The organism is Weissella paramesenteroides ATCC 33313, assembly GCF_000160575.1.
In the GTDB taxonomy this organism is placed as follows: domain Bacteria; phylum Bacillota; class Bacilli; order Lactobacillales; family Lactobacillaceae; genus Weissella; species Weissella paramesenteroides.
The window spans coordinates 357,438-383,732 of record NZ_GG697129.1; the positions used below are offsets into that span (position 1 = coordinate 357,438).

At 38.3% G+C, this 26,295-nt stretch carries 26 protein-coding genes and 5 tRNA genes; 5 read left to right on the forward strand and 26 right to left on the reverse strand.

Annotated features, from left to right (window positions below; genetic code table 11):
• Positions 1-88: 88 nt before the first annotated feature.
• The 11 genes from HMPREF0877_RS04630 to HMPREF0877_RS04680 form a co-directional block, all read right to left on the reverse strand.
• Positions 89-871 (reverse strand): metal ABC transporter permease, encoded by a 783-nt coding sequence (locus tag HMPREF0877_RS04630; protein WP_002828085.1) that lies wholly within the window; start codon positions 869-871, stop codon positions 89-91.
• Positions 864-1,556, reverse strand: coding sequence for a metal ABC transporter ATP-binding protein (locus HMPREF0877_RS04635; protein ID WP_002828086.1), 693 nt, complete (start codon positions 1,554-1,556; stop codon positions 864-866). The genes HMPREF0877_RS04630 and HMPREF0877_RS04635 overlap by 8 nt, the downstream gene beginning before the upstream one ends.
• Positions 1,553-2,470, reverse strand: coding sequence for a metal ABC transporter solute-binding protein, Zn/Mn family (locus tag HMPREF0877_RS04640; protein ID WP_002828087.1), 918 nt, complete (start codon positions 2,468-2,470; stop codon positions 1,553-1,555). Before HMPREF0877_RS04640 ends, HMPREF0877_RS04635 begins: the two co-directional genes overlap by 4 nt.
• Positions 2,467-2,928, reverse strand: coding sequence for a MarR family transcriptional regulator (locus HMPREF0877_RS04645; protein WP_040760591.1), 462 nt, complete (start codon positions 2,926-2,928; stop codon positions 2,467-2,469). Before HMPREF0877_RS04645 ends, HMPREF0877_RS04640 begins: the two co-directional genes overlap by 4 nt.
• Before the next feature lie 387 nt (positions 2,929-3,315).
• Positions 3,316-5,235 carry an acyltransferase family protein gene (locus tag HMPREF0877_RS04650; RefSeq protein WP_002828089.1) on the reverse strand — a complete coding sequence of 640 codons (1,920 nt, stop codon included), beginning with the start codon at positions 5,233-5,235 and terminating at the stop codon, positions 3,316-3,318.
• 60 nt (positions 5,236-5,295) lie between these two features.
• A complete protein-coding gene (locus HMPREF0877_RS04655) occupies positions 5,296-5,763 on the reverse strand; it encodes a SprT family protein (RefSeq protein WP_002828090.1) in 468 nt (155 codons plus the stop codon).
• A gap of 15 nt (positions 5,764-5,778) precedes the next feature.
• Positions 5,779-6,549 carry a DUF975 family protein gene (locus tag HMPREF0877_RS04660; RefSeq protein ID WP_002828091.1) on the reverse strand — a complete coding sequence of 257 codons (771 nt, stop codon included), beginning with the start codon at positions 6,547-6,549 and terminating at the stop codon, positions 5,779-5,781.
• Between the two features lie 206 nt (positions 6,550-6,755).
• Positions 6,756-6,828 (reverse strand) — tRNA-Gln (locus HMPREF0877_RS04665).
• 103 nt (positions 6,829-6,931) lie between these two features.
• A tRNA-Gln gene (locus HMPREF0877_RS04670) sits at positions 6,932-7,004 on the reverse strand.
• Between the two features lie 7 nt (positions 7,005-7,011).
• Positions 7,012-7,094, reverse strand: a tRNA-Tyr gene (locus tag HMPREF0877_RS04675).
• A gap of 222 nt (positions 7,095-7,316) precedes the next feature.
• The gene (locus HMPREF0877_RS04680) at positions 7,317-8,762 is read right to left on the reverse strand and encodes a peptide MFS transporter (protein ID WP_002828092.1); all 1,446 of its coding nucleotides are present in this window, start codon (positions 8,760-8,762) and stop codon (positions 7,317-7,319) included.
• A 180-nt stretch (positions 8,763-8,942) separates the two neighbouring features.
• On the opposite strand from HMPREF0877_RS04680, the gene HMPREF0877_RS04685 reads away from it, so the two are divergent.
• The 3 genes from HMPREF0877_RS04685 to HMPREF0877_RS04695 all read left to right on the forward strand — a co-directional run bounded on the left by HMPREF0877_RS04685 (position 8,943) and on the right by HMPREF0877_RS04695 (position 9,993).
• On the forward strand, positions 8,943-9,770 hold the full coding sequence (locus HMPREF0877_RS04685; RefSeq protein ID WP_040760594.1) for a metallophosphoesterase: 828 nt from the start codon (positions 8,943-8,945) through the stop codon (positions 9,768-9,770).
• 60 nt (positions 9,771-9,830) lie between these two features.
• Positions 9,831-9,913, forward strand: a tRNA-Tyr gene (locus HMPREF0877_RS04690).
• 7 nt (positions 9,914-9,920) lie between these two features.
• Positions 9,921-9,993, forward strand: a tRNA-Gln gene (locus HMPREF0877_RS04695).
• Between the two features lie 158 nt (positions 9,994-10,151).
• On the opposite strand, the gene HMPREF0877_RS04700 is transcribed toward HMPREF0877_RS04695, so the two are convergent.
• A complete protein-coding gene (locus HMPREF0877_RS04700) occupies positions 10,152-11,390 on the reverse strand; it encodes an MDR family MFS transporter (protein WP_002828094.1) in 1,239 nt (412 codons plus the stop codon).
• Positions 11,391-11,589: 199 nt separating this feature from the next.
• Between HMPREF0877_RS04700 and HMPREF0877_RS04705 the strand changes: the two genes are divergently transcribed.
• Positions 11,590-12,108 carry a DUF1836 domain-containing protein gene (locus HMPREF0877_RS04705; RefSeq protein ID WP_050755312.1) on the forward strand — a complete coding sequence of 173 codons (519 nt, stop codon included), beginning with the start codon at positions 11,590-11,592 and terminating at the stop codon, positions 12,106-12,108.
• Between the two features lie 290 nt (positions 12,109-12,398).
• On the opposite strand, the gene HMPREF0877_RS04710 is transcribed toward HMPREF0877_RS04705, so the two are convergent.
• The 9 genes from HMPREF0877_RS04710 to mutY all read right to left on the reverse strand — a co-directional run bounded on the left by HMPREF0877_RS04710 (position 12,399) and on the right by mutY (position 20,024).
• Positions 12,399-13,526 (reverse strand): sensor histidine kinase, encoded by a 1,128-nt coding sequence (locus HMPREF0877_RS04710; protein WP_002828096.1) that lies wholly within the window; start codon positions 13,524-13,526, stop codon positions 12,399-12,401.
• Positions 13,527-13,544: 18 nt separating this feature from the next.
• Positions 13,545-14,234 (reverse strand): response regulator transcription factor, encoded by a 690-nt coding sequence (locus tag HMPREF0877_RS04715; protein ID WP_002828097.1) that lies wholly within the window; start codon positions 14,232-14,234, stop codon positions 13,545-13,547.
• Between the two features lie 25 nt (positions 14,235-14,259).
• Positions 14,260-15,003: a DUF1129 domain-containing protein gene (locus tag HMPREF0877_RS04720; RefSeq protein ID WP_040760596.1), complete on the reverse strand. Its 744-nt coding sequence runs from the start codon at positions 15,001-15,003 to the stop codon at positions 14,260-14,262.
• Positions 15,004-15,015: 12 nt separating this feature from the next.
• Positions 15,016-16,119, reverse strand: a complete 1,104-nt coding sequence (ychF, locus tag HMPREF0877_RS04725; RefSeq protein ID WP_002828099.1) for a redox-regulated ATPase YchF — start codon at positions 16,117-16,119, stop codon at positions 15,016-15,018.
• 24 nt (positions 16,120-16,143) lie between these two features.
• Positions 16,144-16,329, reverse strand: a complete 186-nt coding sequence (locus HMPREF0877_RS04730; RefSeq protein WP_040760599.1) for a DUF951 domain-containing protein — start codon at positions 16,327-16,329, stop codon at positions 16,144-16,146.
• Positions 16,330-16,340: 11 nt separating this feature from the next.
• The gene (locus HMPREF0877_RS04735) at positions 16,341-17,246 is read right to left on the reverse strand and encodes a ParB/RepB/Spo0J family partition protein (protein ID WP_002828101.1); all 906 of its coding nucleotides are present in this window, start codon (positions 17,244-17,246) and stop codon (positions 16,341-16,343) included.
• Positions 17,233-18,003, reverse strand: a complete 771-nt coding sequence (locus tag HMPREF0877_RS04740) for a ParA family protein (RefSeq protein WP_002828102.1) — start codon at positions 18,001-18,003, stop codon at positions 17,233-17,235. The genes HMPREF0877_RS04735 and HMPREF0877_RS04740 overlap by 14 nt, the downstream gene beginning before the upstream one ends.
• Positions 18,004-18,016: 13 nt before the next feature.
• Positions 18,017-18,736: a 16S rRNA (guanine(527)-N(7))-methyltransferase RsmG gene (gene rsmG / locus HMPREF0877_RS04745; protein WP_002828103.1), complete on the reverse strand. Its 720-nt coding sequence runs from the start codon at positions 18,734-18,736 to the stop codon at positions 18,017-18,019.
• A 187-nt stretch (positions 18,737-18,923) separates the two neighbouring features.
• The gene (gene mutY / locus HMPREF0877_RS04750) at positions 18,924-20,024 is read right to left on the reverse strand and encodes an A/G-specific adenine glycosylase (protein WP_002828104.1); all 1,101 of its coding nucleotides are present in this window, start codon (positions 20,022-20,024) and stop codon (positions 18,924-18,926) included.
• Between the two features lie 128 nt (positions 20,025-20,152).
• On the opposite strand from mutY, the gene rpiA reads away from it, so the two are divergent.
• Positions 20,153-20,854, forward strand: a complete 702-nt coding sequence (gene rpiA / locus HMPREF0877_RS04755; RefSeq protein WP_002828105.1) for a ribose-5-phosphate isomerase RpiA — start codon at positions 20,153-20,155, stop codon at positions 20,852-20,854.
• Positions 20,855-20,919: 65 nt separating this feature from the next.
• Here rpiA and HMPREF0877_RS04760 read toward each other — a convergent pair whose 3' ends face one another.
• The 5 genes from HMPREF0877_RS04760 to HMPREF0877_RS04780 all read right to left on the reverse strand — a co-directional run bounded on the left by HMPREF0877_RS04760 (position 20,920) and on the right by HMPREF0877_RS04780 (position 26,197).
• The gene (locus HMPREF0877_RS04760) at positions 20,920-22,155 is read right to left on the reverse strand and encodes a sensor histidine kinase (protein WP_002828106.1); all 1,236 of its coding nucleotides are present in this window, start codon (positions 22,153-22,155) and stop codon (positions 20,920-20,922) included.
• Positions 22,155-22,850 (reverse strand): response regulator transcription factor, encoded by a 696-nt coding sequence (locus HMPREF0877_RS04765; RefSeq protein WP_002828107.1) that lies wholly within the window; start codon positions 22,848-22,850, stop codon positions 22,155-22,157. Before HMPREF0877_RS04765 ends, HMPREF0877_RS04760 begins: the two co-directional genes overlap by 1 nt.
• Positions 22,851-23,112: 262 nt before the next feature.
• The gene (locus tag HMPREF0877_RS04770; protein WP_040760601.1) at positions 23,113-24,465 is read right to left on the reverse strand and encodes an APC family permease; all 1,353 of its coding nucleotides are present in this window, start codon (positions 24,463-24,465) and stop codon (positions 23,113-23,115) included.
• 196 nt (positions 24,466-24,661) lie between these two features.
• Positions 24,662-25,342, reverse strand: coding sequence for a YjjG family noncanonical pyrimidine nucleotidase (locus HMPREF0877_RS04775; protein ID WP_002828109.1), 681 nt, complete (start codon positions 25,340-25,342; stop codon positions 24,662-24,664).
• Positions 25,343-25,672: 330 nt separating this feature from the next.
• On the reverse strand, positions 25,673-26,197 hold the full coding sequence (locus tag HMPREF0877_RS04780; RefSeq protein ID WP_002828110.1) for a GNAT family N-acetyltransferase: 525 nt from the start codon (positions 26,195-26,197) through the stop codon (positions 25,673-25,675).
• Between the last annotated feature and the right edge of the window lie 98 nt (positions 26,198-26,295).

Below are 26,295 nucleotides of genomic sequence, written 5' to 3' on the forward strand. Positions count from 1 at the left end.
TCACTTGTGAAATACAAGCATACCACTAATAACTCTATCAAATGGCTTATTTATAAGCAAGCTTAATGACTTAATAACGTAGATTAAACTATCTTTTCCTAATGAGACTGCTAAAATAAACACCCGCTTCGATAATGGCAATGAAAAATGAAACTGGCAAATTTAACCAATATGACAAAACTAATGCAAGCCAAACACCAAGAACTGAAAAAGTGATTGCTAGGCCAATGATTTGCCAAACGGTTCGTCCCCAACGCATCGCTGAACTTGCCGGCAAAATCATCAAAATAAAAATTAATAATGAACCAACAATTTGTGCAGAAACCGCAACCGTCACCGCCATTAATCCAAGGAATAACACTTCGATTAGCTGAATATTTTTTAAACTAAAACTCGCCGTTGTATAGTCAAATGCAAAGTGGCGCAATGGTCGGAACATCATCAAAGTTATCAAAATAACTAGTGTCGCTAGGATGATAACCTCCCAGACATCCGTTTGGTTAATACTGAAAATAGAACCAAACAAAATACCGGTCGCTGCCGTTGCATTCTTATTAGACAATGACAGAAAGGCGATTCCTAATCCAATTGCCACCGCACTAACTGCAGAAATCAGGGATTCAGAACGTTGTTCTTTCATACCAAGTTCACCCACACTCATCGAGGCAACCACTGAAAACAGTAGCATACCAGCCAAGGGTGACCAGCTCATGAACAGTGCAAATGAAGCGCCAGCAAAACCAATTTCACTTAACGTATGCGCAAGGAATGACATTCGTCGAGCAACAATAAATGGTCCAATAAGGCCACTCATGATAGCAATCAACGTTCCAGCAATAAAAGCGTGTTGCATAAAAGGAAAACTAAACAAAACTCTCGCCTCCTTCACGTAACTTCGCAATATCTAATTGGGTAATATCACCATACTCGCTACCTTGTTTTGTTAATAATAAATATTCATCTGCATATCGCTGCATAATATCAATATCATGACTAACCATGATAGTTGTTAATTGATAACGTTTTTGATAGGCAGCAACAACATCCATCAGACCATACTTAGCAACATTATCTAAATTTGCTGTTGCCTCATCTAATATTAAGATATTGGGATTTTGAACTAATGCTTGGGCCAAATAAGCCCGCTGTCGTTCCCCACCTGAAGCACGGTCAATACGTTGTTCAGCAATATTAGTTAAATTAGTGATTTCAAGAATATGCTGCAAGCGACTTTTTTCTTCTTTAGACAACCAAGGTCGTAACCCTTGATCAAAAGTTAACGCAACAAAATCCTTAATACGTAATGGGAAAGCTTGCATATCAGGACGATATTGTGGCACATAGGCAATTTTATGTTGTTCTGCATCGTACCACTTGAATTCACCCGTTGTTAACGGGATTTTACCCAACATCGCACGAATCAGGGTCGTCTTACCGACACCGTTATCTCCAATCAAGGCCAGGTTATGCGCTTGATTTAATTGGAAATCCACTTTTTGATAGAGCCATCTATTATCAAATTTGATACCAATGTTCTTTCCATCTAAAATCATCATTTTTGTAACGCCTCATTCAATGCATTTAATTGTTGCATCTGCCATTCTATATAAGTTGTATTAGCTGGCTTAGTCTCACGTGCTTTCACGACAGGTACATGATGTGCCTTGGCATAGTCAACGCCTTGCTTAGCCAATTTGCCAGATGCCTGCGGGTTATCAATCACAACGGCAATTTTACCCTGGTTAATCAGGTCCTGCCACTCTCTGACATCACTTGGTGTCGGATCATCGCCTTCTTCAATGGCACGGGCAAATTTTTGATCTTGCATGTTGGCACCTAAAGCTAATAATGTATTATCAAATACTGGTTCAGTTGCCAACAACTTTTTACCAGCCAACTGCACTTTCACTTGATTTTGTAAATCGACTAATTTCTTAGCCTTATCTTGGTAAGCTTGCGCGTTCTTTTTAAAGTATGATGCCTTCTTCGGCAATAATTGACTATATTGCTTTACTAATTGGTTGGTCAAACGTGTCGTGATATCTGTCTTGTACCAAAAATGTTCATTACCACCACTTTCACCATCTTTATAATGATAAAGATTCGCAATATTAATTGTCTTCGCATCTTTATTTTGTTTTGCAAAATTCACACTCCAATTATCAAAACCACCACCATTGGAAATAATCACATCAGCTTTTTGATATTGTTTAGCCACACTGGTAGTGGGTTCATATTCATGTGGGTCCATATTAGGTTTATTAATAATGCTTGTCACACTACCTTGATTACCTAACACCGCCTTGGCCATCTCACCATAACTATCTAAACTAGTGACGACTGTAATTTTGTCCTTATTTGTATTAACGTTAGTTTCTTGGTTTTGCCATGTGTGATAGAAAATTATGCCTATTAAAACAAAAACTAAGATAATTGGCAACCAGATAAAGCGTAATTTTTTATTTCTCATTTGTTATCTCCCTCTAGGCGTTCAGATAGTTCAATTAGAAAACGACTAATAACTGCTTGTTCGCTGTCCGAAAAATTCTCTAATAGCTTTTGATATTCATCAATCGTTTCACGATGTCGCTGTGTATGGGCCGTCGCTAACGAAATACCCAAGGTCGTCAATGACCACCGACTAACTCGGCCATCCTCTGGATCTGGAATAACATTTACCATCGGCTCATCACGAATGTACAAACTCTTCATTGCTTTTGTAACCGCTGCGCCAGATACGTGTAAGGCCCGTGCTAACTCAGAATTGGTCTGTGGACCATGCTGAGCCAGTAACATTAATAAATGTCCTTGTGTGGTGGTAATATCGGTTGTATTCTCTCCAATTAAGACTTCTCGTTGATTTTCAGAAAGTAATTTTAAATGATTTAAAAATTGATCAATCTGTTTTGCATATGATTCTACTGTCATTTTTAGCATCTCCTTAACTGGTTAATTAACCAGTTAATAATAACACGCACAAAAAGTTAGTGCAACTCTTTTTAAAAATTAAAGAAAGAGCGAGGCAAAAGTTGTTTTGAAGTCGATTGTGACAATAATTAGGTGGTTTTGGTTCGTAGCAAAGCGAAGATCCAGAAATCCCTAATTGTTGTTACAGCAAGGCTTCAGACTTTTGGAACGCGTTTAAGAAAGAGCGAGAATGAGATTGCACAAATCGCGTTACATTGAGGCTTTGGACCTTTGGAACGCATTAAAAAAATCACCAACCTACCAGTTTGAACTTGGTAGATTGATGATCTTAAACGTATTTTAAAAGACTGAAGCCAATTACAATGCTCTCATTGAAACAAAGCTCATTTACTTTTTTTGACTTTGTTCAGCCATTGTTTTCGCAATTAAACTTGCATATTGTACCGAACCATTTGTATTTGGGTGGACATGGTCATCCCCTAACCATTCCGGATGATCCTTAGCTAGCGATGCCCAGTCAACAATGTGTAAGTTTTTATGCGTTTTTGCTTGTGTACTCAAGAAATTATTATTTTGCGTTACCCAATCGCGACTAGCATAGCCATTAATCCAATAAACTTGGCGATCTTTGCCGACAATATCCATAACCTTATTAAAGTCATTGTCACCAATTAATCCATTTGTACCAATTGAAATCACAATATTCTGTGACAATAAGTTTTGACTATCATATGATTGTAAGATTTCTGGTACTGAGTACGGTTGCCGACCAACCGTTGCATTAGCAACCGTATTTGGCATAAGTTCTTGCAGATCAGGTGCAACATCGACCATAACTGAATCACCAACCGCTGTCACGCGATTATCACGGATTGCTGTAAATTGATCAGCATTAAGACCATATTTCCCCATCAAATCACGTTCTTGTTGTGTCAGTGAGTTTGGATTGACTTTTTGGCTAGAAGATTTTGCACTACTTTGCTTACTGTTTGACTCTTTTTGCGCCTTTTTTGCCTGTGCAACCGCTCTTTTATTAGCTTCATTAATACGATTTTTATTGCTATCCAGTCGTTTTTCAAGCGTATTTTTTGGTTTAGCGTGTGCCGTTTCATTTGCCGAGACAGCATAACCTGTGCCAGCAATCAGCAAAATCGCAACTACTAACATCGCTTGTACTGAATGTGAACCGAAAAATGTTTTGTACCATGAAGTATTAGAACCTAATGTTGGCTTCTTGACCCTTCGAAAAACATTTTCAACATAACGATAACTAAGTTCCGACAAAATAAGTACAATAATAATTTTTAAAATTCCCATCAAGAATGTATCATGCTGTGGAACTAACTTATCGAAGAATACAAAAACGGGTAATTGATACAGATAAATACTGTACGAACGTGTCCCTAGGTAATTCAAAAATTTATTATCTAACGCATGACTAAGAAATGATGCTGGATGAGCAGTAATGGCAATTAAACTAGTAATGATTGCGGTAGCAACAAACATCAATCCCATATAAGTTGTACGCCATTCTCCATTTAAGCCAAAGAATGTGATGATTGTTAAAGCTAAAGCAATTGCTCCCAGAGCATTTAAATTGCGTTTCACACGCGGCGATAGAATATATTTCATACGCCTTGATGGCCACCCAAAGGCAAGGGCTGCCCCAAATAATACTGCAAATATTCGGGTATCTGAACCGTAATAGGCACGGTTGATATTCATTGGATCATATAACACACCGAGCAGAATGGCAGAAATTCCTGCTAATCCAATCAATGCTGCCCCAATAGAAATTCTACGAATACGCAAACCAAGCAACAACATGACAATAATCGGCCAAATCAAATAAAATTGACCCTCGATTGATAATGACCACAAATGGGTAAACGGTGAAGAACCACCCCAAGAGTCAAAGTAGGAATCCCCATGTTTTGTCGCCCAAATATTATAAATATACAACATATTACTAACTAAAATAGCTCGTAAATTATACAGTAAATCCCGTGCAAATAATGCAATATATGTTGCCGTGGCAAATAACATCATTAAAAGTGCTGGGTATAGCCTCTTCACACGACGACGATAAAAGCTCAACACATCAATATGACCATTCCGGTCATATTCCTGAATTAATAAATCAGTAATCAAGTAACCTGACAGGACAAAGAACAATGGGACTCCCATCCAACCACCAGGCAAAACTTTTGGCCATAAGTGAAAAATAATTACGCCAATAACCGCAATTGCTCTAAGCCCATCAAATCCAGTAATATAACGTGGCTTATTTGTTACATTTTGGTTCATTTTATCTCTTCCTAAATAAATATTCTACTCTAATAAATTAATAACTTAGATGGACTAATTTTAATTATTATTTAAATAACCGTACCTTGCTAATTTTAGCGCTGTTTTGCAGTGACCACAAACAAAACGTGTCGTGTTAATACGACGCTGCCGGTAAATTTTATGCTCATTCTCACACACATAAATCCAATATTTTTTGGGGTTCTGTGGCTTAGTTACTGGGGGCGCATATCTCAGTCCATCAACTTGTTTTAGTAACTGTTTAAAATTTTTATCACGATGCATATGTGGTAGATGACGAATATGTAAATGATAATGAACTAATTCATGTTTAATAATGCCAATCAGATTATTTAAATCAAACTCTGTAAGCATTAAGGGATTAATTTCAATATCATGTGTCGCTAACAAATATCGTCCACCAGTCGTCCGTAAACGTTTATTAAATGTTGCCCTATGTTCAAAAGGCTGTTTAAACTGCTCGACAGATATTTTTTCAACTAGTTGTTGTAATTCTTGATTGGTCATCTGATCACTTAATAATTATAGTTCGTCATTTTCATCAGCGCGCATCGTTTCCCGATGTACTGTCTGTCCGTTCCGAACAGCTAGATAAAACTCAGCCATGGTTGCCTGATAATATGGCACAACGAATATTGCAGCAACACCATAGGTTAACGCCGAAAAAATCCACCATAGAATGAAACTCACTTGTAACCAGAATAATTTCATTCGATAACCACGCATCATCTCTTCTGATTTTTTCAAATAAGCCGTGATTGATGAAATTTCACGACCAGCACGCACATCATCAGCATATAGTAATGGTGCTTGTGAATAAGAATATGTCTTTATAATGCCAGGAACTATCAGCAAAAAGGTCCATAAAACAGTGAAGATAAATCGTAGCCCTAACAAAACAACGATATCTACAATCGTCCGTTTGCTCCAAAATTTGAAGCTTGCCTGTAAAGGCTTCTCAGGCACTTTACCATTCCGACGCCATTGAACAAATGTCCAAACAATTCCTAGCGTAAAAACACCTAAAATTACTTCAGATAACAGACTCGTGGTAAAAATCTGCGCCGCCGTTGCCATTGATTCCCGTGCTAAATCCGAAGAGTATTGAATGTTCACGCTATCTGAGTTATTTGTCATCTGATTCGTAGCATCTGATAATGCTTGATTATTTTCACGAATTAATGTGACAATTTGATAAATAATTAAAATAGCCGATAATTTTATGGCTGTACCAAAGTTACTACCAAGCACATGCATTTTCGCTTGTTTTTTTAAATCATAATTTGTAAACATGGGTCACCTTTCATTAGTCAATTTCTATTAAGTTTACCATATCTCAGCGTGCATTTTATGGGTTTTAACCAAACATTATATCTTATTGAATAATCAATTTTTGCATAGCCCAAATACTTTCATTACTGCATTTCGCCTATTAATAATTTTTGATATTCAATAAAAAAACACCTGTTCAGTTGGACAGGTGCTTTGATACACAATAACTGGGATAGCTGGATTCGAACCAGCGAATACACGGTACCAAAAACCGATGCCTTACCACTTGGCCATATCCCAATATCTATGACTTAATCATTTTAGTGCATTTTATTTTTACTGTCAATATTGATTATTGTAAATAAAAAGCCAACAAGCGTAATCGCTCATTGACTCTTTGTAGCTGGGATAGCTGGATTCGAACCAGCGAATACACGGTACCAAAAACCGATGCCTTACCACTTGGCCATATCCCAATAATAATGGGGGCTATAGGATTCGAACCTATGAACCCGAAGGAATGGATTTACAGTCCACCGCGTTTGACCAGACTTCGCTAAACCCCCATATGTGTATCAAGCATTTCTGCCCCGACAACTCTTATATCATACCAGTAAAAAAAACAGATTGCAAGCACTTTTTAATAGTTATTTATTTGATCACAAAAAAGCCATCAATCTACCAATTCCAAGTCAGTAGATTGATGACCATAAATGGATTCCAAAAGAATTGAAGCAATATAACAATCATTAGCTCCTAAACAACTTCTGTTCCATTCTATATATAAATTATTTCACACCAGCCATCAAACGTTTGATGCGTGGCACCAAGAATACTAATAGAATTCCTAATACAACTGAAGCTAAACCAAACCACATAAAGTAGGCAACTTCATTGTCTGGTGAATATAACGTTACTAATTGTGCATTCAATGCTGATCCAGCAGATGAAGCCAGGAACCACATTGACATCATTTGTGACATAAATGCCTTTGGTGCAAGTTTAGTCGTGACTGATAGTCCAACCGGAGAAATCAGCATTTCACCGATAATAACTAAAGCCCATGACCCAACTAGCCATAATGGTGACACACGTCCTGAGGTACCAAACAACGTACCTGGTAATGCCATCAATAAGAATGAAGAGCCAGCGAACATTAGTCCAATGGCAAATTTCATTGGTGAGGAAGGCTGATTCTTTTGCCATTTTACCCATAGCCAAGCAAAGAATGGCGTATAAAGCATAATGAACAATGGATTCAATGACTGGAACCAGGCAGCCGGGAACCATGAAGTATCAACACGTTCAGCAGCAAATGTTGCCAAAACAATTGAACCTTGTTCCTCAATTGCCCAGAATAATACAGCAGCTAAGAACAATGGAATATATGAGAATACGCGTGAACGTTCTTCTTTTGTTACTTTGGCTGATGTTGTCATTAATACAAAATATGAAATTGGCAAAATAATTGCAACAATGGTCAATAGGTTAACATAGTTTTGTAGACTATTCCAGCCCATCAAGTTCATCAAAACAACAATTAATACAAAGAATACAATCCCCAAAATGATCTTAATAACTAGAGGCTTAACTTCCTCCTCTTGTAATGGATCAGGTGCATAATTTGAATCTTCATGTAAATGCTTGCCACCAAAATGGTACTGCAACAAACCAAAGAACATACCAATGGCCGCTAGTGAAAATCCAGCATGGAATCCAACACTGTTTTGTGTCCAACCAACTAGCAATGGCGAAATAAATGAACCTAAATTAATACCAAACACAAAGATTGAGAATCCAGAATCTCGAGAACTATCACTGTCTTCATATAGTGACCCAACCATTGAAGAAACATTTGGCTTAAGCAATCCAGTTCCTAATACAATTAGAATCATTGAAATAAACATTGCTGTTGACCCAAAAGGTAGTGCCAATGCAATGTGGCCAAACATAATCAGGACACCACCCCAGAACACCGTCCGCCGCTGTCCTAGAATACGATCAGCAATAAAACCACCAACAACTCCTGATAAATAAACCATTGAGGCATAAATAGCCATAATTGATGCGGCCGTCGCTCTAGTAATATTTAAATCACCAGTGCTAATTAAATGCCACATGTAGTATAGCAAGATGGCTTTCATACCATAGTAACTGAAACGTTCCCACATTTCGGTCATAAATAATGTTTTTAGACCGTAGGGTTGTCCCAGAAATTTCTTTTCCGTTTTCATGATAAAAACTCCTCATTCAAATAAAGTGTTCTTCTACTCTGAACATGATGACAAAAATGTCACTTGTTAAATTTTACTTGAATTTATAACTTTCCACAAGCGCTACTATCATTTCCTACTAATTTTTTTATCACTTTTGTTATAATCAATTTATGAGATTGTGTGGCAAAAGGAGTTTCTATGACCAAAATTATTGTATCAAGTGATAATCATCTTGATGTTAATAAGCAAGATGTTGAAAAAGTACTTGTTCAACAAGCAACAACTCTTCACAAGTTACGACCAGATTATTACCTAATTGCTGGTGATTTATTTAATGATTTCGAAAAGTCATTAAAATACGTTCATGATTTACAAGCTGCTTTGGCGACAGACACAAAAGTATTATTTATTGCTGGTAACCATGATATGGGACGTAATATTTCGTTTTCAGAATTAGAAACCAATCTCGATCCACTTTATCTTCATAATCAATATATTGACATTCCTAATTCTGATTGGCGGATTATTGGTCATAACGGTTGGTATGACTATAGCTTTACGCCTGATATTGATCCAGAAGCCATTGCACGTTTCCGTTCTGGTTTCTACTACGATCGTGTCATTGATCAGCCGATGAGTGATTTAGAACGAATGGCGTTAGGCCATTATCAAATGAAACGACTACTAGATGATGCCGTTAGACACCATAAACAGGTTATTTTCTATACACACTTTGCGCCAATCAACGACGAGATTTTTTACCCGAATAATAATTCTCGTTGGGCAATGGTCAATGGTGTCCTTGGTTCAACTAAAACAGGCGAATTGTTAGCACAGTACGATAATGTCCAACATGTTTTCTACGGACATATCCACGTTACTGTCCCTCCACGTAAAAAACATTTGATTACTTACTACAATCCTAGCGTTGGTTATAATCGCCATAAATTGCAAGAATGGACAGCTGACACTTTTTACCAATCGTGGTTAAACAAAATAATTCAAATAGTGTTGACAAGTAAATAAGTATTCTGTATAGTATATATTCGTTGAGGTGATAATTTAATTATTACTTTTCATACATATGGGGGTTTAGCGAAGTCCGGTCAAACGCGGTGGACTGTAAATCCATTCCTTCGGGTTCATAGGTTCGAATCCTATAGCCCCCATTATTATTGGGATATGGCCAAGTGGTAAGGCATCGGTTTTTGGTACCGTGTATTCGCTGGTTCGAATCCAGCTATCCCAGCTACAAAGAGTCAATGAGCGATTACGCTTGTTGGCTTTTTATTTTGTTCTAGAAATGAAAATAAAAAGGCTGAAACAAAAGAAAATGTTCCAACCTTTATTAACTAAAAATATATTATATATAAGCACGTAAGTTTGATAATCATCCTGTCAAATATTTTACTGCATTGTTTCGGTTTCAAATTGCGCTGGCATTTTTGCTGATTTGATAATTGTGCCCATGGCAACCAACGTCCCAACCATTAAAATTCCTGCCATACCCCAATCATTTGTAAACTGTGATAATGAAACCATCAACCCTGAGATAATATTACCTACGGGACGAGTTGCTGAGAAAGCGCCAGAATAAGCACCAATTTGCACAGGATTCATCATGTCCGCACGCATGGTTTGACTTGAAGGTACGTTGATAATTTCTCCCAACGTGAAAACAACTGAAACCATGACCAATGGCCAGAAATCACGTAACAAAAATGAAATAGCGAAACCAAATCCTTGAATAAATGTACCAATTGCAAAACTCCGAATTAACGGCCAACGATTAGTATAACGATTGATCCAATTCATCACCAACACAATCATGACAGTATTTATTACTAACATAAATGACAGCATACGTTGTCCATAAAAATGGATACCCATGAAGGTGTAATCATGGAAAGATTGCGTCAAATGAGCAGCTAAATAAAAATCTGGCTGTGAATAGATAACAACTGCAAAAATCGAGCCAAACATAAACAATACGTAGCGCTTATCAGATAATACTTGCCCATAAGATTTGACAGCACTCCAAACGGATGAGCTTGCGTGCACATTATCCATATTCAGCGTCTCTGACATACCAAACTTAATGATCGCCGCATTAATTATGCCCACGACAACCGAACCTAATAACAGTTCAAATAGATAATCACGGAAGAACCAACCACCAATGGCTGCACCTAACATCACACCAATATTAATAATCCAATAAATCAACGCATAGACAAACTTTCTATTTTTTATCGTTGATGCATCAATCATCATTGCCTGTTCAGCTGGGTCTGCTAATGACGACCCAATTGATGCCATTAAAAAACCGATAAAAGTGATGTACGGATTCGTAAACCATGGTGCATTCATTAACATTGCCAATGCATAGCCAGATATAATTAACGCTGATCCGATCAACATTGTTCGTTTACGTCCCCATACATCCGATAAATGACCGCCATACAGTCCGGCAATAAAACCAGCTACAGAAACAACCATTAACAAAAATCCAGATACAAAAGCACCAAAATATTGCACATAATAAATTGTCATATTGGGGCCAATTGAACTACCAAGTAAGACTGTTAAAAATACGGTTAACGTTCTTAGCTTTAAATTCCGATTTAAAGCCATAAATTCCTGCATAACAAAACCCCTCCCATACTTAAAACTCAAATTGTACCCATATTATCACAATCTCAGCTCCCTTGTCCTATTTTCCTCAATACTTTTAATTTATCAAACAGCAAACTTTTTTAGACCAGATATAACTATCATTTAGTTTCATGGTCTAGGTGTGATATAATATTAAGGTAAAATCTACAATGATATGAGGTTACAACTAATGACTGTAAATACATTGAAAAAAAATAACTTTGAAGACATCGTTTTCCCACATTGGGATGACCTACCAAATTTTGACCTCTATATGGATCAAGTAGTTGAATATATTAATCAGGTGTTAGCACCGCTTGAAATGCCTACTGTTACTTCAACGATGATTAACAACTACGTCAAAAAAAAGATGATTTTAGCACCTGTAAAGAAGAAGTACCAAACGCTACAAATTGCTGATATTTTGATCATTTCATTGCTAAAACCAATCTTTTCATTGGATCAAATTCGAGCAGCAATCGATCAAATCACTGTTGATGATTATCCCAAAAAAGCTTACGACTCATTTGTTGATACGCTATTAGGATTTTTCAAAAACCCAACCAATCAACCACTGGAAGGCGTATCATTGGAAACGCAACTCATGCAGTCTGCTGCTAGTGTGCTTTTCCACAAGCTGGAAGCTGAAAAAATTCTAAGCACTTTGCAACAACAGCATCCTATAAAAGAAGTTCCCACAACTAAGTAAAAACCGAGTCTGGGACATAAATTAATATAGCCTAAAAAGGCATCAATCCGCTAAGATAGTAGATTGATGCCTTTTAACGTGAGATTGAGACAAAAGAAAATGTTCCAATTTCTTCTTGCTAAATCTGTATTAATTATAAGCCTGTAATTTTTATAGCATAGACGCGTTCCAAAAGTCTGAAGCATCAATATAACGCAATTTGCGCAATCCCTGTCCTTCGCTTTGCTACGGCCAAAAATTGCGCAAACCACGTTACACACCGGCTTCAAAACGACTTTTGTCTCGCTCTATTAATTTGGTAATTCATCATCTTCCGGTGTTAACGGCAAATTAATAATAAAACTAGTGAGTTTATCATCTGATTCAACTCGTACTTGGCCACCATGGGCATTGATAACCCCATTGACGATAGCAAGTCCCAATCCTGTACCACCCGTTTTAGTATTGCGCGAACTTTCAACACGATAGAATCGGTCAAATAGGCGCTTGATTGATTCGTCGGGAATTTTAGCTCCATTATTTGTCACGCGAATTTCCACCTGATTCTCCTCAGTTACTGCTTTTGCGGATAAACGGACAAAGGTTGCCCCTTCACCATACTTCAAGGCATTATTGATCAAATTCATAAATACACGTGCTAATCGGTCAGGATCACCGACCATTTCAATAACAGCCGGATTTGACACAGCAGAAATGACAACACCCTTTTGTTCTGCCTCGAGCTCGTAATTCACCGCAAGTTGCTGTAACATTGCTGCCAAATCCAACGGTGCCCAATGAAGTTTAAAGTCAACTTGATGAACTTGTGTGTAATCAAACAAATCTTCAACTAATGATTTCATTTGACCGGACTTGTCAAAAGCTGTTTGCGCATATTTCATAATTTCCTCACGGCGCAATTTTTGTTGTCCATTATCATTAATAATCAACCCTAAATAGCCTAAAATCGATGTCAATGGTGTTCGTAAATCGTGTGATACATTCGTCACCATTTCATCTTTCGAGCGCTCAATCTCATGTTCTTCCATCATAGCTTGTTGCGCCGCCTCAAATACACCGTTAATATTTTCTGCTAATGGTTGCAAACGATGTCCCCAGCGTTTAACTTCCAACCCTTTACTCTTTGTATCACCCACTTGTGGCACTAATTTATTTACTGCTATTATCAATTCCGCCAATTTTGTTCGTTCATAAAACTGCCACAGCAAACCTAGCCAGATAATTAGTAAGATACCACCAACAATCGTAACGGTTACTAGCGACCGCTGTGATATATCAATTAATTCTGATACTAAATTATTTGTGTGCCAATGTGGTTGCATCAGGAGAATGATACCAATTCCCATGCATACAAAAAGCAGGGCGGAAACCACTGCCTTGACCGTTAACAAAAGCCAACTCAGTACTCTTAGTTTCATCCCCACTGCCTTTCTGTATTAAAGTACTTCAATCTTGTAACCAACACCCCAAACAGTTTGTACAACTTGGTTACCCCCAGTTGCATCTTCCAACTTATCACGCAAATGTGACACATGGACCATAACCGTTTTAGCTGAAACGACAGATTCTTGCTGCCAGACACGCTCAAAAATGTCATCAGCACTGAACACTCTATTTGGATGTGATGCTAATAGGTACAATATACCAAATTCTAACGCTGTTAAATTAATGTCAACACCATCAGCAGTTCGTACTTCATGACTATCTTTATTGATTGTCAATGGGCCAACATCTAATACTTCTGGCGTGGCTTGTGCCAACCCATTTTGGGCACGACGTAATAATGCTCGTACACGTGCCATAACTTCTAATGGATTAAATGGCTTTGTCACATAATCATCAGCACCTGTAATCAATCCCTGGATCTTATCCATAGCACCTGATTTTGCTGACAGTAACAAAATTGGTACTGGGTTGTCTTTACGAACTTCTTTCAAGACCTCTGTACCACTCATTTCAGGCATCATGATATCTAAAATAATTAATCCGATATCAGGATTTGTGCGAATTTTAGTAAGTGCTTCTTTACCATCACTAGCAATAACTGGCTCATAGCCTTCATTTTTTACATAGATTTCTAGCAATTCCGCAATTTCATGGTCATCATCAACAATCAAAATCTTCATTAATTTACCCTCACTGCTTCTTTAGCTATTTTTTCCGAGATTGTGGCTGAGCATTTGCGCCAAGGAAGCCACCCTTAATTCCTGTCTTTGCGCGCCAATAGCGGAATCCTAGGAATGCAATCACTGCAATGACAAGGTATACCCAACCTGGTAGTAATGGATTGATTACTGCTGGCAAGAAGGCAAAGCCTAGATATGCTAAGAACCAAATTGCAAAGGCCCCAACTGTAACAATTGCCTTTTTCCAAAATGATACATGCTTGCCATCTCGACGTGGTGCAAGTGTTAATGTAACAGCTGAGAAGAAAATACCACCCAAGATTGATGTCAAAATCAATGAAGTAATACCGGCTGCCCCAGCAGAGCCAGCTGATGATGATTTCACACCACTAAACAATAATGTTAGTCCGAACATGAAACTAAACATCATAAAGAATGCAATTGCATTATCAATTGCAAGTGGCCAAAAACCATAACTTGCGTAACCACGAGTATCATCACTCTTTTCTGCCTCAGTCTTTAATCCCATTGCTTCAGCTGGTGAATTATATAATTGCTTTGCTGTGACCCCTGTTTTTTGGGCAGTCAATAATTTTGCACCAACTTCTGTAATCAACTGTGCCTTTGACTCATCCCCATTAGCAAGAATGACCATCTGACGAATAAATTCCTGATTACGATTGGTCAACCCTGATGTTGCCAGCTCTTGCACTGTTGGCAGCGTTGGCTTAGGCGCTTGTGATTGTGTTTGTTCCTTTGACTCTGTCATAATTTTCCCCAATTAAACGTTAAACAAGAATTCAATGATGTCACCATCTTGTACAACGTATTCCTTTCCTTCTGAACGTCGACGACCAGCTTCTTTGATCGCCTTCATTGACGCATATTTGTCCAAATCTTCAAATGACACCGTTTCAGCACGAATGAATCCACGTTCAAAATCTGAGTGAATAACTCCCGCAACTTGAGGTGCTTTCATACCTGCTCGGAATGTCCAAGCACGTGTTTCCTTACCACCAGCAGTGAAGAATGTACGTAGGTCAAGCATATGATAAGCAGCGCGAATCAAACGATTCAAACCGGGTTCCGAAATACCTTGTAATTCCATAAATTCTGCTTTATCTTCATCATCCATTTCAGCAATTTCTTCTTCAGCACGGGCAGAAATACCAATTACATCTGCACCCTCTGATTCTGCATATTGCTTAATTTGTTGATAATATTCAGATTCTGAAGGATCAGCCATATCATCTTCTGAAACATTAGCAACATACAGAACCGGCTTTGAAGTCAACAAGAACAAGTTATGAATAATTTTTTGTTCATCTTCATCCCAGTCAATTGACCGAGCAGGCTTACCAGCTTCTAATGCTGGTTTCAATTGTTCTAAGACTGCTAGTTCAGCAATGGCTTCTTTATCTTTAGCTGACTTAGCTGATTTTTCAACCCGACTGTAACGCTTGTCAATAGACTCTAAATCAGCCAATACTAACTCTGTATTGATCGTTTCAATGTCTTCTAATGGGTCAACCTTACCAGAAACATGGGTGATATCATCATCATCAAACGCACGTACAACATGAACGATTGCATTGACCTGGCGGATATTTTCTAAGAATTTATTACCAAGTCCCTCACCTTGTGAAGCACCCTTTACAATACCCGCAATATCAGTAAATTCAAATGTTGTTGGCACAACCTTGTCTGCTGGAATCAATTCTTGAATACGATCCAAACGATCATCAGGTACTTCAACCATGCCGACATTTGGTTCAATGGTTGCAAATGGATAATTCGCCATTTCTGCACCCGCTTTAGTAATTGCATTAAATAAAGTTGACTTACCAACGTTTGGCAAGCCAACAATTCCTGCTGTAAGAGCCATTTTATTTACCCATCTCTCTTTTCATTAATCTTGTGCACTCTTTAATACACGTTTAAATCTTTTGTCAAAATCATGTCGTGTCATGACAACCTGTCGTTGACACCCCTGACACACAATCTTCATATCAGCACCGACACGCATAATTTGCCATTCATTCACACCACATGCATGCGGTTTTTTCATTTCAACAATATCATGTAAGTTGTACATCACTGCCTCCACTATTCCGCATCCAAATCTATGCCTAATGTCTCGAAAATCCGATTAAGATCTTCATCTGACAAATAAGTGATTTCAATTTTCCCAGCGCCCTTACGGTTACGGGTCATATGCACCTTAGTCCCAAACTTATTTTCTAAAGCTGTCGTTGATGCCTTGATATAAGGGGACAAACTTGGTTGATCTTTGGTTACTGTTGACTGCTCATTCAATTTGTTGACTAATTGCTCTAATTGACGAACTGTCATGCCCTCGGCAATTGCACGTTTGGCAACTGGTACAATACGTCGCTTATTACGTAAGCCCAATAATGTTCGTGCCTGCCCCATAGATAATTGCCCTGCGTTTAGCAAATCTTTCACCTCATCAGGCAAGTTCAACAAACGCAAAAAATTAGCAACCGCTGATCGTGCTTTACCCAAACGCTTTGCCACTTGTTCTTGTGTCAAATGAAGGCCGTCCATCATATCACGATATGCTTGTGCTTCTTCCAGCGGTGTCAAATCTTCACGTTGCAAATTTTCCAAAATGGCTGCCTGCAACATTTGATCATCATCCAACTTGCGTACAATTGCTGGAATAGTTTCTACATTAGCAATTTGCGAAGCACGCCAACGACGTTCCCCAGCAAGGATCTCATACTGGCTACTGTTTTTAGGATTATGCCGTACAATAACTGGCTGCAAAACACCATTTTGCTTAATTGATTCAGCTAATTCCTGTAATTTATCTTGATTGAATACCCGTCGTGGTTGGAACGGATTAGCAACCATCTTGTCAACGTCAATTTCACGCACTTCATCACTAGTAGATACCGAAGTATCAAGCCCTTGATCAGCAAACAAAGCACCAAGACCGCCACCTTTTTTACCGAAACCGCCTAATCCAGTTTTTTTAGATTTCACCATGAGACTCTAGGACCTCCTTTGCTAGTTGTGTATATACCTCAGCACCCTTTGATTTTGGATCATAATCAATGATGGCCATACCACGTGATGGCGCTTCAGACAGACGAACATTACGTGGTATCACAGTCTCATAGACCTCACTACCAAAGTACTCACGAACATTCTCAATAACATCAGCTGACAAATTTGTACGAGGATCGACCATTGTCATAAGAACCCCTTCAACTTCTAAGTCTGGATTAAAGTGGCGCTTCACCAATTTCATATTATTCATTAGTTGACCCAGCCCCTCTAATGCATAATATTCAGCTTGGACAGGGATCAAAATTGAATCAGCCGCCGAAAAAGTATTGATTGTCACTAGTCCTAGTGAAGGCGGATTATCGATTAAAATATAGTCGTACTGCTCTCGAATATCTCCTAGAGCATTCTTTAATCTCAACTCACGCGCCATTACAGGTGCTAATTCCAACTCTGCACCAGCAAGCCTAATCGTAGCCGGTACAATATCGACCCCTTCATGTGAGGTTGGTAAAATGACATCTTCTAATGGCACGTCATTAATTAACACGTCATAAATATCTTGTTCAATATTCGATTTATGCACACCAGTTCCCGATGTTGCATTACCTTGAGCATCGGTATCAATAATTAATACTTTTTTGCCAAAAGATGCTAACGAAGCAGCCAAGTTGACTGTTGTGGTTGTTTTACCAACACCACCTTTTTGGTTTGCTAATGCAATAATGTGTCCCATTATTTTCCCCTTCCTACAACGGTTTGCGTGCTGGATCTCCTGGTTTACGAGGATAACGATTAGGTGTCGCACTAACCTTATCAATGATGATAATTGTTCTAGGATCACCATTAGGCAAGTTAACTGGCACTTCTTGACCAATTTTACCACCTAATTTTGTAATCGCTCCCTGCGCTTCATGCAATTCTTCACTGGCAGCACTACCTTTCATTGCTAGTAATGCACCACCCACCTTAACCAGTGGTAATGTCAGTTCACCCAATACATTTAATCGAGCCAAAGCCCTAGCAGTCGCTACATCAAATTGTTCACGATTTGGTGCTTTTTTATGACCAAATTCTTCTGCTCGCGCATGAACAACTGTCACGTCTTCAAGCCCCAGTTCGGTAACTAGCTCCTGTAGAAATTTTATGCGCTTATTCAATGCATCGATGATAGTAATTTTTAATTGTGGAAACGCTATCTTTAATGGCAGTGATGGAAAACCAGCTCCTGCACCAACATCAATCATACGAAGTTGATCAGTTTGTAGCTTAGGATATGCCCATGCTAAAGTTAGTGAATCATAAAAATGCTTCAAATACACATCGTCACGATCAGTAATGGCCGTTAAATTCATATGTTCATTAACCGATACCAAACGATCATAATACGTTTGATATTGTGCCAATTGTTTATCGTCTAAAATAACGTTTTTATCGCGTAGTGCCGCCGCAAATTCTTCGGGGTTCATTATCTTTCTCCAAACTGATTCCAATACTAAAAGAATACCGCAAAATGCCTATCTATTCAATAGATTGACCGAGTTGAATCTAAAAATCAGGGACTAGTGTTTCACGTGAAACACTAGTCCCTGATTTGTTAAATAACAGAAATTTTTGTCATAAATTATTCATTAGGGCGCCATGACTAGACACATCTTAGCTTAACCGTTGCCATATTTTCTCTTGTATTTTAGGCTGTGGGTCACTTTGAATATCCTCAATTGCACGCCATTGCCCGCGAACAAGTCGCTGTGGTGCCACCTCTGCAGTTAAAATCGTTACTGTCCACTTCAAATGCGTGTACACGTGGGTAACTGGCCGACCAGCCACTTTCTTTAAATCGGCCACTACACCATAATCTGTTGCCAATCTTTTTTGCGTTGCTGCAACCATTTCTTCTTCGGTCCAGTTTGCATCACTGTCCGTTATAAAATCAGTTAATGCATATAAGGGCATTGTCCAAAAATTCCCCAACAACCCATCAGCTGGACGTTGTTCCCATAAATACCCTACTGATGATTTAACGGCAATGGCAAAATAGGTCACTGGTTTAGGTTTAGGCGCTTTTGTCTTTACTGGATACAAATCCTCGGTTCCATCTAAATATGAAGCATTAAATTTCTTAACTGGTGAATGTTCACTATCATAATTTTTTGCACTCATATATGATGATCCCAAATCCATTATTGCTTGATTAAAATCACCCGGACGTTCAGGATCAATTAATCGTTGACCCACTTCAAAGAAAATTTTTCTTGTTTTTGCTTGTGCAATATCTGCATCAATTTTGAAAAGCCGTGCAAAGACACGAAATGCATTACCATCAATGGCCGGTACTGGCTCATCAAAAGATATACTAGCAATAGCTGCTGCAGTATATGGACCGATACCCGTTAACTGTTGTAGAGCTTGCATATCACTTGGCCAAACACCATCATAATCATTAACTACTTGTTGGGCTGCCTTTTGCATATTCCGAACACGTGAATAGTAACCTAACCCTTCCCAAGTTTTTAATAACCGTTGTTCTGGCGCCATTGCTAAGTCTGTTATCGTTGGAAAGTTTTTCATAAATCGTTCGAAATATGGAATGACCGTTTGAACTTGGGTCTGTTGTAACATAATTTCTGATACCCAAACATGGTAGGGTTCCTTGTCTCGACGCCAAGGTAAATCTGCACGGCCTTCTCTATCATACCAATCAAGTAATGTCTGACGGAATGCCTCTATTTTTTCTTCATGCCACATCTCAATCATGAAATTTTGCCACCTTTTTTAAAAGTTATTTATCCAGTGTAACATTTTCTAATTTCATATTTGCCTAAACCCTATTTAATGAGAGATAATGGAGACAAGAAAAAATTTAAGAAAGAGGCATTATCCTTATGGCAGATCAAACTGCACTTAAAAAATTAGCCGGTTATCGTGCAGCTGAATTCGTTGAAGATGGTATGGTGGTAGGTATTGGGTCAGGTTCAACCATTGCCTTTGTTGTCGAGGCGCTAGGTAAGCGTGTGGCGGAAGAAGGATTGCAAATCAAGGGGATTCCTACTTCTGATAAAACGCGTCGTACCGCGGCAAAACTTGGCATTCCCATGCATAATGTTGATGATGTTGACCACATTGATTTGACAATCGACGGTGCTGATCAAATTGATGAGAATTTTGCAGCAATCAAGGGTGGTGGAGCCGCTTTACTTTGGGAGAAAATCGTTGCCGTTAATTCACGTCGTAATATTTGGGTCGTTGATGACACAAAATTAGCACCACAATTGACTCATTATCTTCCTGTAGAAGTCATCCCCTATGGTGCTGATCAACTATTTAAGCGTTTGAAATATGCTGGTTACCAACCAACTTGGCGCTTGGACCAAAATGGCAACCCAGTTCGGACAGACTCAGCCAATTACTTAATTGATTTGCATTTTACTAAAATGCCTGATCCTTTTAAATTGGGACGTGAGTTGACTAGTATGGTCGGTGTTGTAGAACATGGCTTGTTCCTAAATATTGTTGACCAAGTTGTTGTTGGTCGTGCAGATGAGACGATTGCTGTTTTTGATGCTCACCCCAAACCCTTAATCTAAATTAATTAAAAAAGAGTTGGAACAAAAAATTTGTTCCAACTCTTTTTTTAACCATTAACCAAATTTTAGGATGCACCTTTTTGATTCTTAGGAATTAAAATCTTAAAAATTGTCCCGTGTGGTTTGTTATCCAAGATTTCGATTGTCCCACGATGTCCTTGAACGACCCATTTTGCAATCGATAATCCTAGTCCATGACCACCTGTGGACCGAGAACGTGCCTTATCAATTCGGTAGAAACGGTCAAACAAATGCTTTTTATCTTCTTCTGAAACACCTTTTCCAGTATCAGCAACTGTTATTTTAATACCGCTACTTGTTGATATTGCGGTAATCGTAACATTAGCTCCTTCACCTGCATATTTTTGCGCATTATCCGTAAGAATCACAAGTAATTGGCGCAATCGCTGCGCATCTCCAATAATTGGTAATGTTTTCGGTACATCAACCTTTAGCGTTTGATTCTTTTCATTGGTATTGTATTCATAAATGTCACCAACCTCACGTACCGTCTCTGCTAAGTCCATTTCCTCAAACGCAAACATTGGAATGTCCGCATCGGCCTGTGATAACGTCAATAAATCACCGGTCAAGTGATTCAAATGTCTAACTTCAGTCAACGCATTAGCAACGCTTTCAACTTGGTCCATAACAGTGTCGTTCGGATGCTCTAACATCCGTTCCAAATTATTTTGAATAACCGTCATCGGCGTTTTAAATTCATGAGCTGCATCAGCGACGAAAGTTCGCTGCTGGTTCCATGAGCGAATAATTGGCCGCATATTAGCTCTAGTTAATGCCATTCCCATCAACAAAAGGGCCAACTCAGACAACACATAAATCCAGAATAAACGTGTCTGGTATGACTCAACCAATTCGTGTTCAGCTGTGACATCCACATACGCTAATTCGTCGCCATGTCGATTAAAGAAATACCAACTACCTCGATATTCACGCAAATAAACCCGATTTGCTTTTGGCAAGTTCAATGTGTGTTTAAATGAATCAACATAGTCAGTGATTTGTGCCGTTTCAGTTTGGACAACTGGACGATCAAAACGATTTGCTTGAATATTAAAGGCATTGTCCACACGTGATTCTGCGTTGCCATACATCACCGTTCGAAACTGACTAATTGAGAAACTACCAATTAACAAGAACACTAATGTAAAACCAACAACCATTAAAATAGTCATTTTAACTTGTTGTGACAACGAAGCGCGGATTCTTTGTAGCCACTTTGGTAATCTTAATTTTTTAAAACGATAATGTCGTTTTTCTGCTGATTTAACTTTAGCCATTAGTCCTCAGTCGTCGCGTTTAGTGTGTACCCCACATTACGCAATGTTTTGATATTAACTTGCGCCTCCGCTTGACGTAAGTTTTTTCTCAAGTTTGACATATACACTTCAACAACTGTTAATGATGTATCAGAATCAAACCCCCAGAGACGATCAAAAATTTGATCCTTCGTCACAATTTGTCCAACGTGTTGTACCAGGTAGACTAGTAGGCCAAATTCACGTCCCTGTAAACTAACCTCTGTATCATCAACTAATACCTTGTGTTGATCCACATAAATCTGCACATTACCAACCTCTAAGGCACCATCCTGTCCCAGCACACCTGTATGACGTAATAACGTCTTCAAACGTGCCAAAAGCTCTTCTTTATAAAATGGCTTTGTAATGTATTCATCCGCCCCTAAATCAAACCCTTGCATTTTGTCAGCTATTTCACCCTTGGCTGTCAGCATGAGAATTGGCAAATTTGGAAACTGTTCTTTTGCCTTCTTTAAAATAGTAAATCCATCTTGCCCAGGTAACATAACATCCAAAACGACCGCATCATATACACCAGATTCAATTTCAAACCAACCTTCATCCCCATCATGGACTTGAACAACTTCACCTAATTCAGAAATTGTTTCTTTCACCGTATCATTCAATGCATAGTCATCTTCGACAACTAATAATTTAATCGTATTTTCTGCCATAATATTACCGTCCCTCTTGCACTTGTGTTAGTTTTGTTATTTTTAATATAGATGCTGAACCTTAAAAACTGCCTATTCTTAGCTTACTCATACCTTAAATATTTAAGGTTGCTACCTAACATTATAGGATAATTTAGTTAACAAAAGGAGGAATAACTATATATTAAAAAAGTTATCGATCTACCAATTCAATGAAACTGGTAAATCGATAACTCTTAACTGTGTAACAAAATATTACATACTTGTTGTCATCACACTTGCGTTATTTTCGACCAGCGAAGTAACTGATCAAGCCAATGACAACCCAAATTCCCAAAATAACATATTCATATGGCCAAACTAATGACACGCCTGTTCCAGGAATAAGCGTTGCCACCGCGATAAGAATAGCAATCACACCACCCAATATCGGCAACCATAGATGTTTGTTACGGAAACCACCCTTTAATTCAGGGTACTTGCGACGAATAGCCCACAGGTTAAAGGCATTGATTCCCCAGGCTAAGGCAGTCAAGAAACCACCAATGTCCAGAAAGTAAGTCAATGCTCCCTTACCTAACCAACCAAGTGATAACACCAATACAAGAGTCATCACAATGGCACGGCTTGGCGTACCATATTTTGGATGTACTTTTGCAAAATATTGTGGCAAAATTTTTTGTTCTGCTAATGAATAAATCAAGCGTGGTGCTGCTGAAAACAATGCTAGGAAACTTGTTCCTAATCCTAAGAACGAAATAACAAAGGCTGCTGTTCCCAACAATGGGAAGCCTTCCGCTTTAAAGGCATCAATTGTTCCCATTTCCATTTTTGCTGTACTTTGCCAAGGATGAATCCAAGCTGATGCTAACAATACTAGTAAATAATAGGCTGCCGCAATCATAATGGCAATCACAACAATTCGTCCAATTTTTCGAGCTGGCGTTTTGACCTCTTCAGCCATAACACCAATCGATTCCCAACCAGTTAGAAACGTCATGGCTGGTAGGATAAATCTAAATATCTCAGGTGTCTTTGATTGCCCATCATAGAATGCGGGCCAAAAATTGCTAGGCTTTCCATGACTAAAACCAACGACAACCAACACAACTCCAATTATAACCAGTAAGATAAATAATACAATTTGTACGTTACTCGTTAGACTAGCACCACGGTAATTAATTGCGAAAATAAATAATGTAATCAATACACCCAATGCTAATTCCGTGTAATGGACCTTCATACCAGCAAATGAATAAGCAGGTCCAGTAGCAATTTGTGGAATAATCTGTGAAAGTAACATGCTGGATGCTGTCACATAAAATGCCAAAGCACTCAAATATGAACCCAACAATGCCCACCCGGCAAACATACCACCTTTTTTACCAAAAGCCTTGTATCCATAAACAACTTCACCACCAGCTTTCGGATACACCGTTGATAGCTCAGCAAATGATAGTGAAACTAAAATCGCGAGTACTGATGCCGCCAATAACCCAAAAATTTCTCCACCCGCGCCATATTGATGAAAAAACTGACTATTCGTGTAAATCCAACTACTACCAATTACACCACCAGAACCTAAGGAAATAATTCCTAATGTGCTAATGCTTGGCTTAAGCCCATTCTGTGCCATAAATAATCCTACCTTTCCCAAAACCACCTTAAACATCATATCCAAGAAGCGAATGTTTTTACCTAACTTGCCTACTATTAGAGAATCGCTTAGTGATATGTAATAATCCCTATTTACCACAATAAAATACATTTATTAAGACTTATTTTACCAAAAAATCCCAACAGTAGGACTTCCTTTAGAAAAAACAAATTATTTATAATAAAATTTGTTTGATTTGATCATAACTGTTTGCCGTATAAGTCGGTTGATAGTCAAATGTATTTTCCATTTCATTGGGATTGTACCAAATACTTCGCAGACCCACACGATTTGCTCCCAAAATATCTGACTGTAAACGATCACCAATCATAAATGTATTTTCCCGCGTTAATTGCTGATACTTATTAAAGATTGGTAAAAAGAATTCTGTACTTGGCTTAGAAAAGCCAATATCTTCAGAGATAAAATAATCATCAAAATATTTTAGTAGACCGGAACCTTCTAGACGATCAAATTGTGTTTTTTTAACCCCGTTGGTACCAACAAATAACGTGAAATCATTTTGCTTTAAACTATCTAGTAAAGCTGTTGCACCAGGTAATGTATAAAAATTATGATTCAACATTTCACGATACTCGGCCTCTAATTTCACACCATTAGCATCAATGTCAAAAAGAGCTAACGTTTTTGAAAAACGGGTGTCCAGTAATGGTTGTCGTGGCACGCCACTTTCAATCTGCTGCCAGACTTTTTGATTAATTGTTTGATAGGTTGAAAAGCCTTGATGAATATCAGCAACACCATTCGTTTTTAGAATTTTTTTCACCCCTTCAACCTCACCTTTTTGAAAATCTAATAAGGTATCATCGAGGTCAAAAATAATATATTTTGACATGCTGGCTCCTTTACACTGAAAATCTGTTTTTTAAATATCTTTGTTCCTTATCATAAATAAAGTGCACGAAAAATGAAAGGCATTTCATAATTTATTAGATAAACACAAAAGAAGTTGGGACATGAGGAAATGTTCCAACTCCTTTTTCTAAAAATATCTTAATTAAAAGCATTTCAGTTTGATAGCATAAACGCGTTCAAAAAGTCTGAAGCCTCAATGTAACGCAATTTAAGCCATTCCTGTCCTTCGCTTTGCTTCGGCCAAAAATGACGCAAATCACGTTACACACCGGCTTCAAAACAACTTTTGTCTCGCTCTCTTTCAACTAATTTATTGTGCTCGACGGATAACTGCATCAATTGACAATGTCTGCATGGCTTGCAAGTATTCCGTTGCAGAAACATCTTCGGTCGTTGCCAATAGATGGAAAACGCCACCAGAATTTTCAGAAAGCAATTGCTTATCCTGGAAGCCATTACGCATGTAAAATGCATAGCGTTTAACACGTTGTTCTTCGTTTTCTGCTTGTTGGCCAGTTTCTTCAGCCTCCAAGATCAGCCCTTCTGGATAACGTTCCTTCAAAATAGCTAAGGCATGACTACCATAACCCTTGCTTTGAATTGCTGCATCCATAGCGAAATATAGTACAAAAGCCTTCGCTACCCCTATTTCACACAAATACAAGACACCAATTACTTGGTCCTCATCAGTAATTACTTGCATTCTTGTGCCACTCTGTTGCTCAGACATCGCAACTAAATCCGCAATCGGACGTTGCTCATATTCCGGAAAAGCCTCAAGATAAATACGTTCCCAGTCTGCTTCAGTCTTTGGCGTAACATCAATGATTTCCATTTTTAACACCTCATTCTATCGACATAAATTATAAACTCCTCATGATTATAACATGAATCTGCATTTATAAAAAAAGCATCAAGTTCGTCACTTGATGC

Bases quoted from the DNA above. Each gene is read 5' to 3' on its own strand.
- HMPREF0877_RS04645 (WP_040760591.1), bottom strand. From the start codon at position 2,928: ATGACAGTAGAATCATATGCAAAACAGATTGATCAATTTTTAAATCAT.
- HMPREF0877_RS04720 (WP_040760596.1), bottom strand. From the start codon at position 15,003: ATGACAGAGTCAAAGGAACAAACACAATCACAAGCGCCTAAGCCAACG.
- HMPREF0877_RS04685 (WP_040760594.1), top strand. From the start codon at position 8,943: ATGACCAAAATTATTGTATCAAGTGATAATCATCTTGATGTTAATAAG.
- HMPREF0877_RS04660 (WP_002828091.1), bottom strand. From the start codon at position 6,549: ATGTTTACAAATTATGATTTAAAAAAACAAGCGAAAATGCATGTGCTT.
- HMPREF0877_RS04710 (WP_002828096.1), bottom strand. From the start codon at position 13,526: ATGAAACTAAGAGTACTGAGTTGGCTTTTGTTAACGGTCAAGGCAGTG.
- HMPREF0877_RS04775 (WP_002828109.1), bottom strand. From the start codon at position 25,342: ATGTCAAAATATATTATTTTTGACCTCGATGATACCTTATTAGATTTT.
- HMPREF0877_RS04680 (WP_002828092.1), bottom strand. From the start codon at position 8,762: ATGAAAACGGAAAAGAAATTTCTGGGACAACCCTACGGTCTAAAAACA.
- HMPREF0877_RS04635 (WP_002828086.1), bottom strand. From the start codon at position 1,556: ATGATGATTTTAGATGGAAAGAACATTGGTATCAAATTTGATAATAGA.
- HMPREF0877_RS04715 (WP_002828097.1), bottom strand. From the start codon at position 14,234: ATGAAGATTTTGATTGTTGATGATGACCATGAAATTGCGGAATTGCTA.
- HMPREF0877_RS04760 (WP_002828106.1), bottom strand. From the start codon at position 22,155: ATGGCTAAAGTTAAATCAGCAGAAAAACGACATTATCGTTTTAAAAAA.
- mutY (WP_002828104.1), bottom strand. From the start codon at position 20,024: ATGATTGAGATGTGGCATGAAGAAAAAATAGAGGCATTCCGTCAGACA.
- HMPREF0877_RS04730 (WP_040760599.1), bottom strand. From the start codon at position 16,329: ATGTACAACTTACATGATATTGTTGAAATGAAAAAACCGCATGCATGT.
- rpiA (WP_002828105.1), top strand. From the start codon at position 20,153: ATGGCAGATCAAACTGCACTTAAAAAATTAGCCGGTTATCGTGCAGCT.
- HMPREF0877_RS04735 (WP_002828101.1), bottom strand. From the start codon at position 17,246: ATGGTGAAATCTAAAAAAACTGGATTAGGCGGTTTCGGTAAAAAAGGT.
- HMPREF0877_RS04740 (WP_002828102.1), bottom strand. From the start codon at position 18,003: ATGGGACACATTATTGCATTAGCAAACCAAAAAGGTGGTGTTGGTAAA.
- HMPREF0877_RS04780 (WP_002828110.1), bottom strand. From the start codon at position 26,197: ATGGAAATCATTGATGTTACGCCAAAGACTGAAGCAGACTGGGAACGT.
- HMPREF0877_RS04705 (WP_050755312.1), top strand. From the start codon at position 11,590: ATGACTGTAAATACATTGAAAAAAAATAACTTTGAAGACATCGTTTTC.
- ychF (WP_002828099.1), bottom strand. From the start codon at position 16,119: ATGGCTCTTACAGCAGGAATTGTTGGCTTGCCAAACGTTGGTAAGTCA.
- HMPREF0877_RS04700 (WP_002828094.1), bottom strand. From the start codon at position 11,390: ATGCAGGAATTTATGGCTTTAAATCGGAATTTAAAGCTAAGAACGTTA.
- HMPREF0877_RS04765 (WP_002828107.1), bottom strand. From the start codon at position 22,850: ATGGCAGAAAATACGATTAAATTATTAGTTGTCGAAGATGACTATGCA.
- HMPREF0877_RS04655 (WP_002828090.1), bottom strand. From the start codon at position 5,763: ATGACCAATCAAGAATTACAACAACTAGTTGAAAAAATATCTGTCGAG.
- HMPREF0877_RS04770 (WP_040760601.1), bottom strand. From the start codon at position 24,465: ATGGCACAGAATGGGCTTAAGCCAAGCATTAGCACATTAGGAATTATT.
- HMPREF0877_RS04640 (WP_002828087.1), bottom strand. From the start codon at position 2,470: ATGAGAAATAAAAAATTACGCTTTATCTGGTTGCCAATTATCTTAGTT.
- rsmG (WP_002828103.1), bottom strand. From the start codon at position 18,736: ATGAACCCCGAAGAATTTGCGGCGGCACTACGCGATAAAAACGTTATT.
- HMPREF0877_RS04650 (WP_002828089.1), bottom strand. From the start codon at position 5,235: ATGAACCAAAATGTAACAAATAAGCCACGTTATATTACTGGATTTGAT.